We start from the raw sequence: 15,032 nt of genomic DNA on the forward strand, positions 1-15,032 counted from the left end.
AACAAATCCGGCTACCCGGATGAAGCAATCAAGACCCTTGCACGTTGCTTTTATCCCTCCATGGTTGAGTTTTTCAACAGCGAGGAAGGCCAGCGTGAATATGAGGAATGGCTGAAAGAGCAGGAAGCTCTACAAGCATTGCCTGTTGCCGCATAAAAACAGCAGGACGCTCCCGGTAAAGGGAACTCCCTGCCTTACATAGATGTATCTCGCCGAGGTGTGTCCAGTTGGGCGCACCTCTTATTTTTTTGCCCTTAATCTTCTAACCCATGGCTTCCAGCTACGTTTTTCAAATACTCCTCCGGGTCACCGTTCAGAATCAAATCCGCATAGCCCAGTGGGTCGTTGTAGATGAGGTAGTCCAGTTCAGTCTGCTGGGCCATGGTCACATCCAGCGCATCCTCGACCCCGGTACAGTCGATGGAGATTTTTCTCCCATCCCGGAGCCGCAGCTCCACACATCCAGTGTCCATGTTGAAATGGCAGGCTCTTGCATCGTACTTCATAATCGCATCCTCCAAATCTTGTTATTGGCTTACGGTCTATGACAAGGTATCGGAGTTTTACGCCGTCCACGGGAGCCTTCATTCTCAAACCCGAAGAAAACGAAAAATCCGAACCCTTCTCCAATCGGAAATAGGTTCGGATTTTTCTTGTTTGGTGGGCGCGGGTGGATTCGAACCACCGAAGCTGAAAGCAGCAGATTTACAGTCTGTCCCCATTGGCCACTCGGGAACACGCCCATATTCAGTTTTTGCAATCCATGGATTGCCTGTATATATTACCACCCGGATGGTAGTTTGTCAACATCTTTTGCGGAATTTTTGGATTTTTGTGCCGAAAGCAAAAACACAAAAGCAAAAGCCGCCCAGAAATCAACGTTCCTGAGCGGCTTTTTGGAGCTGGTGACAGGAGTTGAACCTGCAACCCACTGATTACAAATCAGTTGCGCTGCCATTGCGCCACACCAGCATGGACCAAGCGGTCTTTTGATAGAATACCAAAAAACGCGCGGCTTGTCAATATCTTCTTGGCGCGCAAAAAAAAACAACCCATTCCTCAAACAGTATACTATACCGTTTAACAAATGAGGTGCCATTGCCATCAGTTCATGCTTTCGTCTGCTTTTAGCATTCTTTTCTGTTGTATCACGTTTTGATACCAGGAATTTTCAACGCAATACATCGATAATAAAATCGAACCATTCGATTCTATTATCATAAAAACCCCACAGGAACCGCGGACGGCTCCTGTGGGGTTCAAAGTCTGTTGTATTCTTTTTTGAGCAGCGGGCTGCTTCAGCGGGCAAGGGCCTGCTGGATCTTTGCAAAATCCTCCAGTGTGAGGGCTTCCGGGCGGATGCGGGCATCAAAACCGGCGGCTTCAATGGCGGCTGTCACCGCGTCCTTGGGCATTCCCAGGCCGCTGGCAATGGCGTTTGCAGCCGTTTTGCGGCGCTGTCCGAAGGCGGCACGCACCAGCGCAAAATAGCCTTCTTCGTCCTCCACCTGCACAGCGGGCTGCGGACGGATCTCCATGCGCACCACGGCGCTGGTCACCTTGGGGGCCGGGTAAAAACTGCCGGGCGCAGCGGTGAACATCATTTTGGAGGTGGCATAGTAGCTCACCGCACAGCTGATGGCGCTGGATGCACGGGTGCCGGGCGCAGCAGCCAGACGGTCGGCAGCTTCCTTCTGTACCATGACGGTCAGGCTTTCAATGGGCAGGCGGTCGCCCAGCAGCTTCATGACAATGGGACTGGTGATGTAGTAGGGCAGGTTGGCGCACACAGCCACCGGCATACCGGGGAACTCTTCCGCAATAAGAGCCTTCAGGTCAACTTTCAGTACATCCTGTAATACCAGTTTAAAATTGTCCACTCCGGCCATCGTTTCGGCCAGCAGCGGCGGCAGGCGTTCGTCCACTTCAATGGACACCACCTTGGCGGCGCGCTTTGCCAGTTCCCGAGTCAGCACACCGATGCCGGGGCCGATCTCAATGACACCATAGCGCTTATCCACGCCGCTGGCATCCACGATCTTGGGCGGCAGACCCGGGTTGATGATAAAGTTCTGTCCAAAACCCTTGGAGAGTGCAAAATCGTATTTTTCACACAGGGCGCGGATCACCGAGAGGTCGGTCAGTTCGGGCATAGATTCCATCCTTTTTCATAGTACGATTTAAATGCCCTCCGCGTCGCTTTGGGCATATTCAGCGGAAATATTATTATAATATGGCAACCCAGCCAGACCTGCGGGTCTAGCTGGGTTGCATTTTCACGAGAAGGGGTCGGTACGGTAAACGGGAGCGCTACGGGGCGCTCCAAAACGCCTTTTCACGTGAGGAGTCGATACGGCAGGCGGCATCACCGCGCCCTACGGGCGCGATCAAAAGCCGTTTCAAGAAAGGAACATGCGTACGGCAAACAGCACCGCAATAAACCGGGTTCCTTTTTACAAGAAGAAGCCCCTGCAGCATTTCTGCCGGTTTTACCCTTTATTCTGCGCTGGATGCTGCTTCGCCGCCGGCTTCTGCTTCGGTGGAGGAAGCCGTTTCCTCAGAAGAAGCGTTCTCCGGCTCAGTGGCAGCGCTGTCGGCTTCTTCGGAAGCAGCAGCCGAAGAAGCTGCTTCGTTGACACCGCCCAGAGTCGTGGTACCGCTCAGCTGCTGTGCTGCGCTGACCGCACGCTGGATCTGCGGGTCATCCTCGGGGGTATAATCGTAGAAATTCGTGGTCTCTTCGGCACTGAGGGCACGCTCCACATCCACACTCAGGCCGGTGCCATCAAAGCAGGAGCCGTCGCCGCAGATGAGCTTTGCCACCGTGATGCTCACGGCGCTGCCATCCGAAAGGCGCTGCGGGCTGCTCTGGATGGTTCCCTTGCCCATGGTGGTGGTGCCCACCAGACGTGCGCCGTTCATGGTGCGCAGGCTGGCAGCAAACAGCTCTGCTGCGCTGGCGGTGTTGCCGTTGACCAGACAGACGATGGGCAGCTCCACCTTGCTCTCATCGTCGCTGCTGCCAATGATGGTGCGGTTTCCGTTCTTATCCTCGGCATAGGCCACAGTGCCTTCCGGGGCGATCAGGTCGATGCAGCTGATGGCATCATCCAACACGCCGCCGCCGTTATCGCGCAGGTCGAACACAAGGCTCTGGGCACCGCTGGTAGTGAGAGACCGGATGGCATAGTCCAGCTCGCTGGGCGTGCTGCCGTCGAACTGGCGGATCTTGATGTAACCCACGCTGTCCAGCATCTGGTAGTCCACGGTGGTGCTGGTGTAGCCGGAGTGGGTCAGGTCCGTCGTCCGGGAAGCAGCCTTGCTGTCGAGCCATGTAACATTGACGATGGTGCCGGCTTCGCCCTGCAGGCGGGACTGCACGGCATCCACCCCGGAAAGGCTCTTCACATCGGTGCCGTCAATAGCAGTGATGTAATCGCCCACCACGATACCGGCTTCCTGCGCAGGCGAGTCCTCATACACCCTGGTCACTCTGGCATAGCCGGTCTGGTCCATGCCAAGTTCCACGCCAATGCCCATCACCTTGCCGCTCTGCTGGTTCATCAGCTCGGTGTAGGCGTTGGCGGTGTAGTAACGGGCGTACTTGTCGCCGGTGCCCAGCAGGTAGCCTGCGGTCAGGCGGTCGTACAGCACCGTTTCATCAATGGTGTAGTAGTCGTTGCTGCGCACATAGCGGTCCACCTCGGCCACTTTGTTGTACATGCTCTCCTTTTCCTTCACGCTGCTCACCGTGCTGTCAAACAGACGCATGGCAATGAGCATGGTAATGGAAAAGGTCACGGTCATGGCAAGGATCACAATGGTGACAGCCATGCCCACAGAGATTTTACGGTTCATGCTTGCCCCTCCCTGTTAATACAGCAGCATCATGATCACACTGCTCAGCAGCGAGAGTGCAAACACGCCTGCCAGAACAAGGCAGCCGATACGCAGCCAGCGCTTGTGTTTTTGTTCGTTCATAGAATACCAGACTCCTTATAAACACACTCAGTTGTGCGGGAACGGGATATAACCGCGCGGATTGACCGCATTGGCCTTTTTGCCGCCCTTCCAGACCTCCAGATGCAGGTGGTTGCCGGTAGAGTTGCCGGTAGAGCCAACGTAGCCGATCAACTCGCCCTGCTTGACATACTTGCCTGCGCTGGTGGCGACCGACCTCATGTGGCCGTACAGGGTGCTGTAGGCGTTGCCGTCCGACATGCTGCCGTGATAGATGATGACGTAGTTGCCATAGCCGCCGCTGGACCAGCCTGCCACCTGCACATAGCCACTGGCGGCTGCATAGATAGGCGTACCGCCCGGGGCCGCCAGATCAATGCCGGCATGCAGCCTGTTGACACCGGACACCGGATTCTTACGCCAGCCGTACTCGCTGGAAACGCGGGTATAGCTCTTCAGCGGGCAGGCAAAGCCGGTAAAGCTCAACTGCGGCTTGCTGGATGCAGCGGCCGCGATCAGCTTCTGGATCTCTTTCTTGACGGCCTCATAGTTCAGCTCGTCCGATTCAATAGCGGCCTGTGCCGTCTGCTGGGCCTTCTGGGCATCCTGTGCAGAAAGCTGCGCCGCAGAAATGCTGCTGTTCAGCTCGCTCTGCTTTGCCTTCATCTGGTAGTTCTGGGTATCCAGCTCCGCCTTCTGGCTCGTCAGCTCCTTGCGCTGGGCTTCCAGCTCCACCTTATCTGCTTCCAGAGCGCTCTTGGCGGCCTTCATATTGTCCATGATCTCGGTATCTTTGATGGAGATATCCTGCATGACCTCGTTGAAGGTGAGCAGCTCATACAGGTCGTTCACTGCGCTCAGCATGGCCACGCTGCCGCCGTCGCGCAGCTCCTGCATGGCAGCCATGTGCTTTTTAAAATCGCCCCACTGGCTGTCGATCTCGGCCTGCTTCTGGGTGATCTCGCCTTCCTTGGCGGTGATTTTCTGCTCGGTCTGGCCAATGTTGTTCTGCACAGCAGCGATCTGGGTGCTCAGCACGCTGATCTGATCCTGAATGACCCCCACGCGCTCCTTCAGCTCACTTTCCAGCGCTTTTGCAGCAGCTTCCTTTTTCTTTGCGTCCGAAAGCTCCTTCTTGTGCTGGTCGATGGATTTGGAAAGGCTGTTCAGCTTGTTCTGCAGGCTGGCCATGCTGGTGGCTGCCGTGGCCGGCTGGAAGCTGACGCTTGCCGCAAGGCATACCGCTGCCAGACACAGACTCACGCCGCGCAGCAGCTTGCTGCGGGCAGGCTCCGGCCGTGCATGGCGCGGCGTATGGCCGGGCATCTGCAGCCGGAAGGGCTTTGCATGAAGTGCTTTTTTCATGTGCGGCTCCTTTCGATCACACGTTCAGGTGCTTGCGGATGGAGAACATACTGCCCAGACCACCCACAACGGCACCGCCGATGAGGCTGTACGGGATGATAGTGGACCAGACGGCGCTCACCGGCACCAGTGCCTGACCCATGATCATTTCCCACACGCCGCCCAGACCGTCGGAGGCCTGCACCATGTAGGAGTAGCCGCCCAGACTGATCGCTGCAGTGAGCACGCCGGAGATCAGGCCCATGGCCAGACCTTCCACAACGAAGGGCAGAGTGACCAGACCGTTGGTGGCACCCACGTACTTCATGATCTCAATTTCGCGGCGGCGCGCAAACACGCTCAGGCGGATGGTGCTACCCACCGTGATGATGCTGACGACCATCAGCACCAGCACGATGCCGCGGCCCACTTTGGTAACAGAGCGCTGCACCTGCACAAAGACGTTGGTCATTTCCACCGGGGCGGTAACGCTGTACACTCCCTGAATGGCCTGCATCTGCTTGCTCATGCTCTCCATCTGGCTCAGATCCGCGATGGAAACGCGGTAGTTGGCCTTGAAGGGGTTGTCATTTTCAAACTCATCCCACAGGGAGGAGTAATCTTCCATGTAATTGCGGTAGGTGTTCAGCACGTCCTGCTTGGAGACGAACTGCACATTGGTCACGCCGGGCATTGCCGCCAGCTTTTCGCCCACGGCCTGCGCAGTGGCATCATCACACTCCGGGTCCAGATAGACCACGGTCTCGTTCTGGCTGCCCAGATAGTTCACCATGCTGTCCACGTTCACCTCGGCAAGGCTTGCAAAGGTGTTCAGGGTCATACAGACACTGAGGGACAGGATGCACACAAAGGTCATGGCCCAGTGCTTGCCCAGATTGCGGATGCCGCGCCGGATCAGAAAAAAGAAGGTAGAAGGTCTCATCATACGGTGGCCGCCTCCTTTTCTGCGGTGTCAGCGGGTTCCAGCTCGGTCTCGAACAGGCGTTCTTTGCGCTCTGCGCGTGCGCGGATGGCTTCCTTGTCGGCAGGCACATCCGAAATGATGCGGCCCTTTTTCAGGGTGACGACGCGCTGGTGGAACTGGCGCACCAGCTCGTGCTCATGGGTAACAACCACCACGGTGATGCCCGTTTCGCTCACCCGCTCCAGCAGCTCCATCATTTCCAGGCTCAATTCCGGGTCGATGTTGCCGGTGGGCTCGTCCGCAATGACCAGCTTGGGGCCGTGGGCAAGGGCGCGGGCCACAGCCACGCGCTGCTGTTCACCGCCGGAAAGGGTGTCCGGATAGGCCTTGGCCTTATCCTCCAGATGCACCAGCTCCAGCATGTACTCCACACGGTCGCTGATCTCCCGGCTCTTGACGTTGGTCACATGCATGGCAAAGGCGATGTTCTCGTACACAGTCATGGTGGGGATCAGCCGGAAATCCTGAAAGATTATGCCCATCTGACGGCGCAGATACGGCACCTGATGGCGGTGCAGGCTGGCAACATCCTTGCCCAGAACAGTCACCTTGCCCTCACTGGGCAGCTCTTCGCGCAGCAGCAGCTTGAGCAGGGTGGATTTGCCTGCGCCGGAATGGCCCAGCAGGAACACGAACTCGCCGTCGTCCACATGGAGGTTGATATCGTCCAGTGCCAGCGGTCCGCCCCGTTTATATTCCTTGGAAACGTGTTCTAAATCGATCATAGGGTAATATTAGCTCCTGACATTAAAATCTGTTTTCACAGCAAAAAGAACCGGCCAGCATCGGTTTCGAGCGGCCGGTTCTGCACTGCAGGCAGAGCCTGCAGCTTATTAGTATTTGGCCGGATTGTTGGACAGGTACTTCTTGACCATCAGTGCTACCTTAAAGACGATAGCATCGTCGAACTCACGCAGATCCAGGCCAGTCAGCTTTTTGATCTTTTCCAGACGATACACCAGCGTGTTGCGGTGCACAAACAGGCCGCGGCTGGTTTCAGACACATTCAGGTTATTCTCGAAGAAGCGCTGGATGGTGAACAGGGTCTCCTGATCCAGGCTTTCGATGCTGCCCTGCTTGAACACCTCGCGCAGGAACATCTCGCACACGGTGGTGGGCAGCTGATAGATCAGGCGTGCAATGCCCAGATTATCGTAGCGGATGATCTGCTTTTCGGTGTCGAACACCTTGCTCACTTCCATGGCGATCTGTGCTTCCTTAAAGGAGGTAGCCAGATCCTTCACGTTGGAGATGGGGGTGCCGATGCCCACCACAGCCTTGATGTAATGCTCGCCGGACAGGGTATCCACGATGCTGGCAGCCAGCTTTTCCATATCGGTGCGGTCGATGCCCTTGCGGATCTCCTTGACCAGCACGGTATCCGTCTCGCTGATATTGAACACAAAGTCCTTCTGCTTGTCGGGGAACAGGCTGCTGACCACATCGTAGGCGGAGATATCGCCGCCGCTGGTAACACGCACGATGAACACCACGCGGGAAACATCGGTGGCAAAGTGCAGCTCACGGGCCTTGGCATAGATATCGCCGGGCAGGATGTTATCCAGCACCACATTCTTGATAAAGTTGGACTTATCAAACTTTTCGTCGTGGTACTGCTTGATGCTCTGCAGGCTGATGGACAGCATGGCAGCAAACTGACCAGCCGTCTCGTCCACGCCTTCCACGAATACTGCATAATCGTTATGCTTGGCGCTGGAGAACTGCTGATAGGTGTAGCCATCGCGCACAAAGCGGTCGCCTGCGGTCAGACGCTCCGCCATGAAACCCTCGCGCACCTCGCCGATCAGGTTCAGTTCCGAGCAGGAAATAACAGCGCCGGTCTCATCCACCACGCCGACCACCCGGTTGATCGCGTCTTTCATCTGGTAGATCACGCTTTGAAATACTCTATTGGCCATAATGGATACCCCTTTTCCTCGTTTGTGCAAACCGCAGCGGCAGCCGGTCGTGATTTTTAACAATTTAGCTGCATTACATTTTATATTTTACACAAAAGAATTTACTTTTGCAACATATTTCAACAAAAAAGATAGTTTTTTCTTGTGAATATTATCTTCAGGGGCCATTCTGAACCAAAAAAGTGCCTTTTTGCGTGGTTCTGCCCCCTATTCTACCGGAAAAATGTGTTGCTTTTTTGAAATTCGGGTGAAAAGCCGACCCTGTCAGCTGGAAATTTTTGACACTTCTTCGGCAGAAAGCTCCCGCCACTGGCCCGGTGCAAGGGCCGGGTCGAGTGCAAGGCCGCCGATGGCATCCCGGTGCAGGCCGTTCACACCTGCGCCGTACACGCCGAACATCCGCTTGATCTGGTGGTAGACGCCCTGCTTGAGCACCACCCGCACAGTGCAGCCGTCGGCCGAAAGGGCTGTCACCTCCGCAGGCGAAAGCGCTGTGCCGTCGGCAAGGGTCACGCCCGCCGCAAAGCCGGTGCGCATCTGCTCGGTCAGCGGCGTGTCCAACACCACGGTGTAGGTCTTGGAGACGTGGCGCTTTGGAGCAAGGATGTCGTGGGCAAAGGTGCCGTCATCGGTCAGCAGCACAAAGCCGGTGCTGGTCTTGTCCAGCCTTCCCGCCGGGAACAGCTGCCGCCGCGGGTAGGCGTCCCCCACCAGATCGACCACGGTGGTGTCGCGCTTGTCGGTGGAAGCGCTCACCACGCCCTCGGGCTTGTTGAGCATGATGTACACGAACTGCTGATAGCTGAGCGCCCTGCCATCCACAGCCACAGTGTCACTTTCTTTGAGCTGGGTGTCCCCTTTTTTGCAGACAGCACCGTTCACCTGCACCCGCCCTTTGGAAAGCAGCGCCTTTGCTTCGCTGCGGGTGCACTGGGCCGTCTCGGCTAAGTATTTATCCAATCGCATACGCGGTTCTCCTTTTACATAGGTTTGGAGTTTTAGTGTAACATGATAAAATGATTTGCGCAAGAGAACTCCTTCCGTCATCGCTGCGCAATGCCACCTTCCTTTATTAGGGAGGCTTTGGCCGTACGGTAAACTCTTCCTCTTCGTCAGAGGCTCCCTCTTTGAGAAAGACTTCCCCCGGTCGGGGGAAGATGTCACCGAAAGGTGACAAAAAGGGGAACGGCTGACGCACGAAGTGCAGCTGAAGGAGTTTTTCTTTCCGGCCCTTTTCGTGAAAAAGCAAGAAGGAGAAGCCCGCAGGCTTCTCCTTCTTGCAAAACAAACTGTAACTTCCGCCGTTTATGCTCAGAGCGTAAGCGGAGAGCATTTAAAATCAAACACTCAAAGATGCGTGCTGCTCCACGGCATCGGGGTTGGCATCGAAGATGGGCTTGAGCACATTGGCGATGAACTCCTCCACCTGCTGCGGTGCACGGCCCACAAAGTTCTCCGGCACAAGGCCCGCCACGATCTCCTCGCGGGTCAGGCCAAAGGCAGGGTCGGCAGCAATACGGTCCACCATATCGTTGGGCAGGCCCTCTTCCTTGACCTGCTTGCCGGCGGCGATGGCGTGCTGACGCAGACGCTCGTGCAGCTCCTGACGGTTGCCGCCCTTTTCCACAGCCTGCATCATGATGTTCTCGCTGGCCATGAAGGGCAGCTCTGCCATCAGACGGCTGCGCACCACCTTGGGATACACCACGATGCCGTCGGTGACGTTGAGCATGATGTTCAGGATAGCGTCGGTGGCAAGGAAGCCCTCAGCCATGGCGACACGCTTGTTGGCGCTGTCGTCCAGTGTGCGCTCAAACCACTGGGTGCCGGTGGTGAAGCTGGGGTTCAGCACATCCACCATCAGGTAGCGGCTCAGTGCGCAGATACGCTCGCAGCGCATGGGGTTGCGCTTGTAAGGCATGGCGGAAGAACCGATCTGGTTCTTTTCAAACGGCTCTTCCATCTCCTTAAAGTTAGCCAGCAGACGCAGGTCGGTGGCAAACTTCATGCAGCTCTGGCCAATGCCGGCAAGGGCGTTCAGGATGAAAGCATCCACCTTGCGGCTGTAGGTCTGGCCGGACACGGGGATGACCGCTTCGGGCGCAAAGCCCATCTCCTTGGCGATGGAAGCATCCACGGCGCGGATCTTATCGGCATCGCCCTTGAACAGCTCCATAAAGGAAGCCTGCGTGCCGGTGGTACCCTTGACACCGCGCAGCTGCAGAACAGCAAGACGGTGGTCGATCTCCTGCAGGTCCATCACCAGCTCGTTGGCCCACAGGGTGGCGCGCTTGCCCACGGTGGTGGGCTGAGCGGGCTGGCAGTGAGTGTAGGCCATGCAGGGCATGTCCTTGTATTCCTCGGCGAAGCGGCCCAGCTTTGCCAACACACCGATCAGCTTTTTGCGCACCAGTTCCAAACCCTGACGCATCACGATGATGTCGGTGTTGTCGCCCACATAGCAGCTGGTGGCACCCAGATGGATGATGCCGGCAGCCTTGGGGCACTGCTGGCCGTAGGCGTACACATGGCTCATCACGTCGTGGCGCACCAGCTTTTCGCGCTCGATGGCCACTTCATAGTTGATATCGTCCACATGGGCTTCCAGCTCAGCCACCATATCGGGGGTGATGTTGGTCAGGCCCTGCTCCATTTCGGCCCGGGCCAGCGCCACCCACAGGCGGCGCCATGTGCGGAATTTGTTATCGTCCGAGAAGATATACTGCATCTCGTCCGAGGAATAGCGGGTGGAAAAGGGGCTGATATAACGATCATGCTGAGACATTGATTGTTTCCTCCTGAAAATAACCCTCTCAGTCTCGCTTCGCTCGCCAGCTCCCCCGAGGGGGGAGCTTTTTGCGCTCTGCCGGTCAGCACCAGAAAGCCTCCCCCTTTTTCGGGGGAGGTGGCACGCCGCAGGCGTGACGGAGAGGGTTTTTCTCTATTCTACCATCAAATCTTGAAATAGTCCACGCCGCCCTCAAAGATCGGCTGATATTTGTCACCGGTAACGTTCTTGTACAGGTACTCGCCGCTGCGCTCCGAGTGGCCCATCTTGCCGAACACACGACCATCCGGGCTGGTGATGCCTTCGATCGCCAGCACAGAGCCGTTGGGGTTATAGCGCTGGTCCATGGTGGGGTTGCCCTCGATGTCCACATACTGGGTGGCGATCTGGCCATTCTTCATGAGGGTATCCAGCACCTCCTGCGGAGCCACGAAGCGGCCCTCGCCGTGGCTGATGGCAACGGTGAACTGTTCGCCCACCTCGCACTTGGACAGCCACGGGCTGCCGGTGGATGCAATGCGGGTGCGCACCAGCATGCTCTGGTGGCGGCCGATGGTGTTGAAGGTCAGGGTGGGATCGTAAGCGGTGATGGGGCGGATATCGCCGTAGGGGACCAGCCCCAGCTTGATGAGAGCCTGGAAGCCGTTGCAGATGCCCAGCATCAGGCCGTCGCGCTGCTGCAGCAGACGGCGCACCGCCTCGGTGACTTCCGGGTTGCGGAAGAAGGATGCAATGAACTTTGCACTGCCGTCCGGCTCGTCGCCGCCGGAGAAGCCGCCGGGCAGCATGACGATCTGGCTGTTATCGATGGCCTTGACCAGCGCCTTGCAGCTCTCGGCCACGTCGGCGGGGGTCAGGTTGCGGATGACCAGGATCTCCGGGTCGGCACCGGCGCGGGCAAAGGCCTTGGCGGTGTCGTACTCGCAGTTGGTGCCCGGGAACACCGGAATGATGACCTTGGGCTTTGCCACACCGATCTTGGGTGCGGCGGGTGCGGTCAACTTGCCGTTGATCTTTTCCACGGTGGGGCCTGCCTTGCGGTAGGGGTACACCGGCTCCAGCTTGCCTTCCCAGATCTCCTGCAGCTGGGCCATATCCAGCTTTTCGCCGCAGGCTTCAAAGACGTATTCCTTGGTGGTCTCGCCCAGGATCTCACCGGCGGGAGAATCCGACACCATTTCCAGAACGATGGAGCCGTACATGGGCTGGAACATCTCATGGGTGGTCTTATCCGCACGCATCTTGAAGCCAATGTGGTTGCCAAGGCCCATCTTGAACAGAGCCTCGGCAATGCCGCCGTAGCCCACAGAGCAGGCGGATGCCACCATGCCCTCTTCGACCATGTCCTCCACGATCTTGTAGTTGGCCTTCAGGGAGAAGAAGTTGGGGCAGCCGGTCTCGGGGTCGATGATGGGCCGGATGAGCACCACCGTGCTCTCCGGCTTCTTGAATTCGGTGGACACCACCTTGTTTGCCTTGCCGATGGCAGTGGCAAAGGAGACCAGCGTGGGAGGCACATCCAGCTTTTCAAAGGAGCCGGACATACTGTCCTTGCCGCCGATGGATGCAATGCCCAGACCCATCTGAGCATCCAATGCACCCAGCAGAGCGGCCAGCGGCTTGCCCCAGCGCTCCGGGGCGGTGCCCAGACGCTCGAAATATTCCTGGAAGGTGAGGTAAGCATCCTCATAGCGGAAGCCGGAGGCCACCAGCTTGGTAACGCTCTCGATGACAGCCATCTGAGCGCCCTTGTACTGGTCTGCGCTCATCAGGAAGGGGTTGAAGCCCCATGCCATGCCGGAGCAGGTGCTGGTCTCGCCGTCCACCGGCAGCTTTGCCACCATGGCGTTCTGCGGGGTCAGCTGATAAGCACCGCCAAAGGGCATGAGCACGGTGGCGGCACCAATGGTGGAGTCGAACCGCTCAGACAGGCCCTTCTTGCTGCAGATGTTCAGATCGCCCACCATGTTCTTCATCTTCTGGCTGAAGGTCAGGCCTTCCCACTGGGGCTGCCAGACCGTGGCCTTTTCCACATGGACCTTCTGGTGCTTCTCGGCACCGTTGGAGTTCAGGAACTCGCGGCTGATGTTCACGATGGACATGCCGTTCCACACCATGTTCAGGCGGGGCTCAGCCGTCACCTTTGCCACCGGAGTGGCCTCAAGGTTCTCTTCGTTGGCGAGAGCAATGAACTTGTCCACGTCCTCGGGGGCCAGCGCCACAGCCATGCGCTCCTGGCTCTCGCTGATGGCCAGCTCGGTGCCGTCCAAACCCTCGTACTTCTTGGTGACCTTGTTCAGGTCGATGTACAGGCCGTCGGCCAGCTCACCGATGGCAACGGACACACCGCCTGCACCAAAGTCGTTGCAGCGCTTGATCATCCTGCAGGCATCCTCGCGGCGGAACAGGCGCTGCAGCTTGCGCTCGATGGGAGCGTTGCCCTTCTGCACCTCGGCACCGCAGTGCTCAAGGCTGTCCAGCTTGTGGGCCTTGGAGGAGCCGGTAGCACCGCCCACACCATCACGGCCGGTGCGGCCGCCCAGCAGAACGATGACATCGCCGGGGGCGGGGCACTCGCGGCGGACGTGGGAAGCGGGGGTAGCGCCTACAACGGCGCCGATCTCCATGCGCTTTGCCACATAGCCGGGGTGGTAGATCTCGTCCACCTGACCGGTAGCAAGACCGATCTGGTTGCCGTAGGAGGAATAGCCTGCGGCAGCAGTGGTCACCAGCTTGCGCTGGGGCAGCTTGCCGGGCAGAGTCTCACTGACCGGCTTGAGCGGGTCGCCTGCGCCGGTAACGCGCATGGCCTGATAGACGTAGCTGCGGCCGGACAGCGGGTCACGGATAGCACCGCCGATGCAGGTAGCTGCACCGCCGAAGGGCTCGATCTCGGTGGGATGGTTGTGGGTCTCGTTCTTGAACAGGAACAGCCAGTCCTCATCCTTACCGTTCACATCGCACTTGATCTTGACGGTGCAGGCGTTGATCTCGTCGGACTCGTCCAGATTTTTCAGGATGCCCTGCTTCTTCAGCTCCTTGGCACCGATGGTGGCAAGGTCCATCATGCAGCGGGGCTTGTTCTCGCGGCCCAGATCGGCGCGTATGGCCATGTAGCGGTCAAAGGCCTTCTGCACGATGGCATCGTCGATCTGCACATCGTCCAGAATGGTGCCGAAGGTGGTGTGGCGGCAGTGATCGGACCAGTAGGTGTCGATCATCTTGATCTCGGTGATGGTGGGGTCGCGGTGCTCCGAGCGGAAATACTTCTGGCAGAACTCGATATCGCCAAGATCCATGGCAAGGCCGTTGTCCGCAATGAACTTTTTCAGCTGCTCTTCGTCCAGCTGGTTGAAGCCCTCCAGCACCTTGACCGGGGCGGGCACGGGGTACTCCATTTTCAGGGTCTGCTTGGTGTCCAGCGAAGCCTCGCGGGCCTCCACCGGGTTGATGACGTATTTCTTGATCTCGGCCACCTGCTCGTCGGTCAGGGTGCCTTCCAGCAGATAGACGCGGGCAGAGCGCACCAGCGGGCGCTCGCCCTGACTGATGAGCTGGATGCACTCAGCAGCGGAGTCGGCGCGCTGGTCGAACTGGCCGGGCAGATACTCCACTGCAAAGGACACGCCGTCGCTGGCGGGCAGCTCGGCATAGGTGTTATCCACCGGCGGCTCACTGAACACGGTGTTTGCACACTGGTTGAACAGTTCTTCGTCGATGCCTTCCACATCGTAGCGGTTCAGCAGACGCAGACCGGTAAGCGACTGGATGCCCAGCAGGCTGGTCAGCTCATTTTTCAGGCCGGTGGCTTCCACATCAAAGCCGGGCTTTTTTTCCACATAAATACGATAGACCATTGGGTAGGTTCCCCCTTATGATTCTAAAATTTATCTAGCGTCCTCGCCCTCTCCGTCAGCGCTCACGCGCTGCCACCTCCCCCAAAGTGGGAGGCCTTGGCAGTCCACGCAAAGTTCATGGTTTTGCCAAGGGCTCTCCCTTTGGGAGAGCTGGACGCGAAGCGGCCTGAGAGGGCGAG

Annotated in this window: 10 protein-coding genes and 2 tRNA genes; all 12 read right to left on the reverse strand. The window is 57.8% G+C overall.

The features are described 5' to 3' along the window. Positions 1-254 precede the first annotated feature (254 nt). The 12 genes from DWY76_RS09460 to DWY76_RS09520 all read right to left on the reverse strand — a co-directional run bounded on the left by DWY76_RS09460 (position 255) and on the right by DWY76_RS09520 (position 14,853). A complete protein-coding gene (locus DWY76_RS09460) occupies positions 255-506 on the reverse strand; it encodes a DUF6061 family protein (protein WP_097776512.1) in 252 nt (83 codons plus the stop codon). Between the two features lie 152 nt (positions 507-658). Further along, positions 659-743, reverse strand: a tRNA-Tyr gene (locus tag DWY76_RS09465). 154 nt (positions 744-897) lie between these two features. Then, a tRNA-Thr gene (locus DWY76_RS09470) sits at positions 898-972 on the reverse strand. A gap of 326 nt (positions 973-1,298) precedes the next feature. Continuing rightward, a complete protein-coding gene (rsmA, locus tag DWY76_RS09475) occupies positions 1,299-2,153 on the reverse strand; it encodes a 16S rRNA (adenine(1518)-N(6)/adenine(1519)-N(6))-dimethyltransferase RsmA (protein ID WP_044954033.1) in 855 nt (284 codons plus the stop codon). A gap of 343 nt (positions 2,154-2,496) precedes the next feature. Then, on the reverse strand, positions 2,497-3,858 hold the full coding sequence (locus DWY76_RS09480) for a S41 family peptidase (RefSeq protein WP_120081165.1): 1,362 nt from the start codon (positions 3,856-3,858) through the stop codon (positions 2,497-2,499). 150 nt (positions 3,859-4,008) lie between these two features. After that, on the reverse strand, positions 4,009-5,325 hold the full coding sequence (locus DWY76_RS09485) for a M23 family metallopeptidase (protein ID WP_120081167.1): 1,317 nt from the start codon (positions 5,323-5,325) through the stop codon (positions 4,009-4,011). 16 nt (positions 5,326-5,341) lie between these two features. After that, entirely contained in the window at positions 5,342-6,250 is a 909-nt protein-coding gene (locus DWY76_RS09490) for a permease-like cell division protein FtsX (protein WP_120020906.1), read from the reverse strand. Beyond that, positions 6,247-7,014 (reverse strand): cell division ATP-binding protein FtsE, encoded by a 768-nt coding sequence (gene ftsE / locus DWY76_RS09495; protein ID WP_120081169.1) that lies wholly within the window; start codon positions 7,012-7,014, stop codon positions 6,247-6,249. Before ftsE ends, DWY76_RS09490 begins: the two co-directional genes overlap by 4 nt. 108 nt (positions 7,015-7,122) lie before the next feature. Further along, on the reverse strand, positions 7,123-8,208 hold the full coding sequence (locus DWY76_RS09500) for a helix-turn-helix domain-containing protein (RefSeq protein WP_005944450.1): 1,086 nt from the start codon (positions 8,206-8,208) through the stop codon (positions 7,123-7,125). Positions 8,209-8,472: 264 nt separating this feature from the next. Further along, positions 8,473-9,174 carry a pseudouridine synthase gene (locus DWY76_RS09505; protein ID WP_120081171.1) on the reverse strand — a complete coding sequence of 234 codons (702 nt, stop codon included), beginning with the start codon at positions 9,172-9,174 and terminating at the stop codon, positions 8,473-8,475. Between the two features lie 373 nt (positions 9,175-9,547). Further along, the gene (purB, locus tag DWY76_RS09515; protein WP_097775220.1) at positions 9,548-10,993 is read right to left on the reverse strand and encodes an adenylosuccinate lyase; all 1,446 of its coding nucleotides are present in this window, start codon (positions 10,991-10,993) and stop codon (positions 9,548-9,550) included. A 167-nt stretch (positions 10,994-11,160) separates the two neighbouring features. Further along, positions 11,161-14,853, reverse strand: a complete 3,693-nt coding sequence (locus DWY76_RS09520) for a phosphoribosylformylglycinamidine synthase (protein WP_120081175.1) — start codon at positions 14,851-14,853, stop codon at positions 11,161-11,163. Positions 14,854-15,032: the final 179 nt, after the last annotated feature.

Origin of the sequence: Faecalibacterium sp. AF27-11BH, from assembly GCF_003603005.1 — a bacterium.
Taxonomy (GTDB): Bacteria; Bacillota; Clostridia; order Oscillospirales; family Ruminococcaceae; genus Faecalibacterium; species Faecalibacterium taiwanense.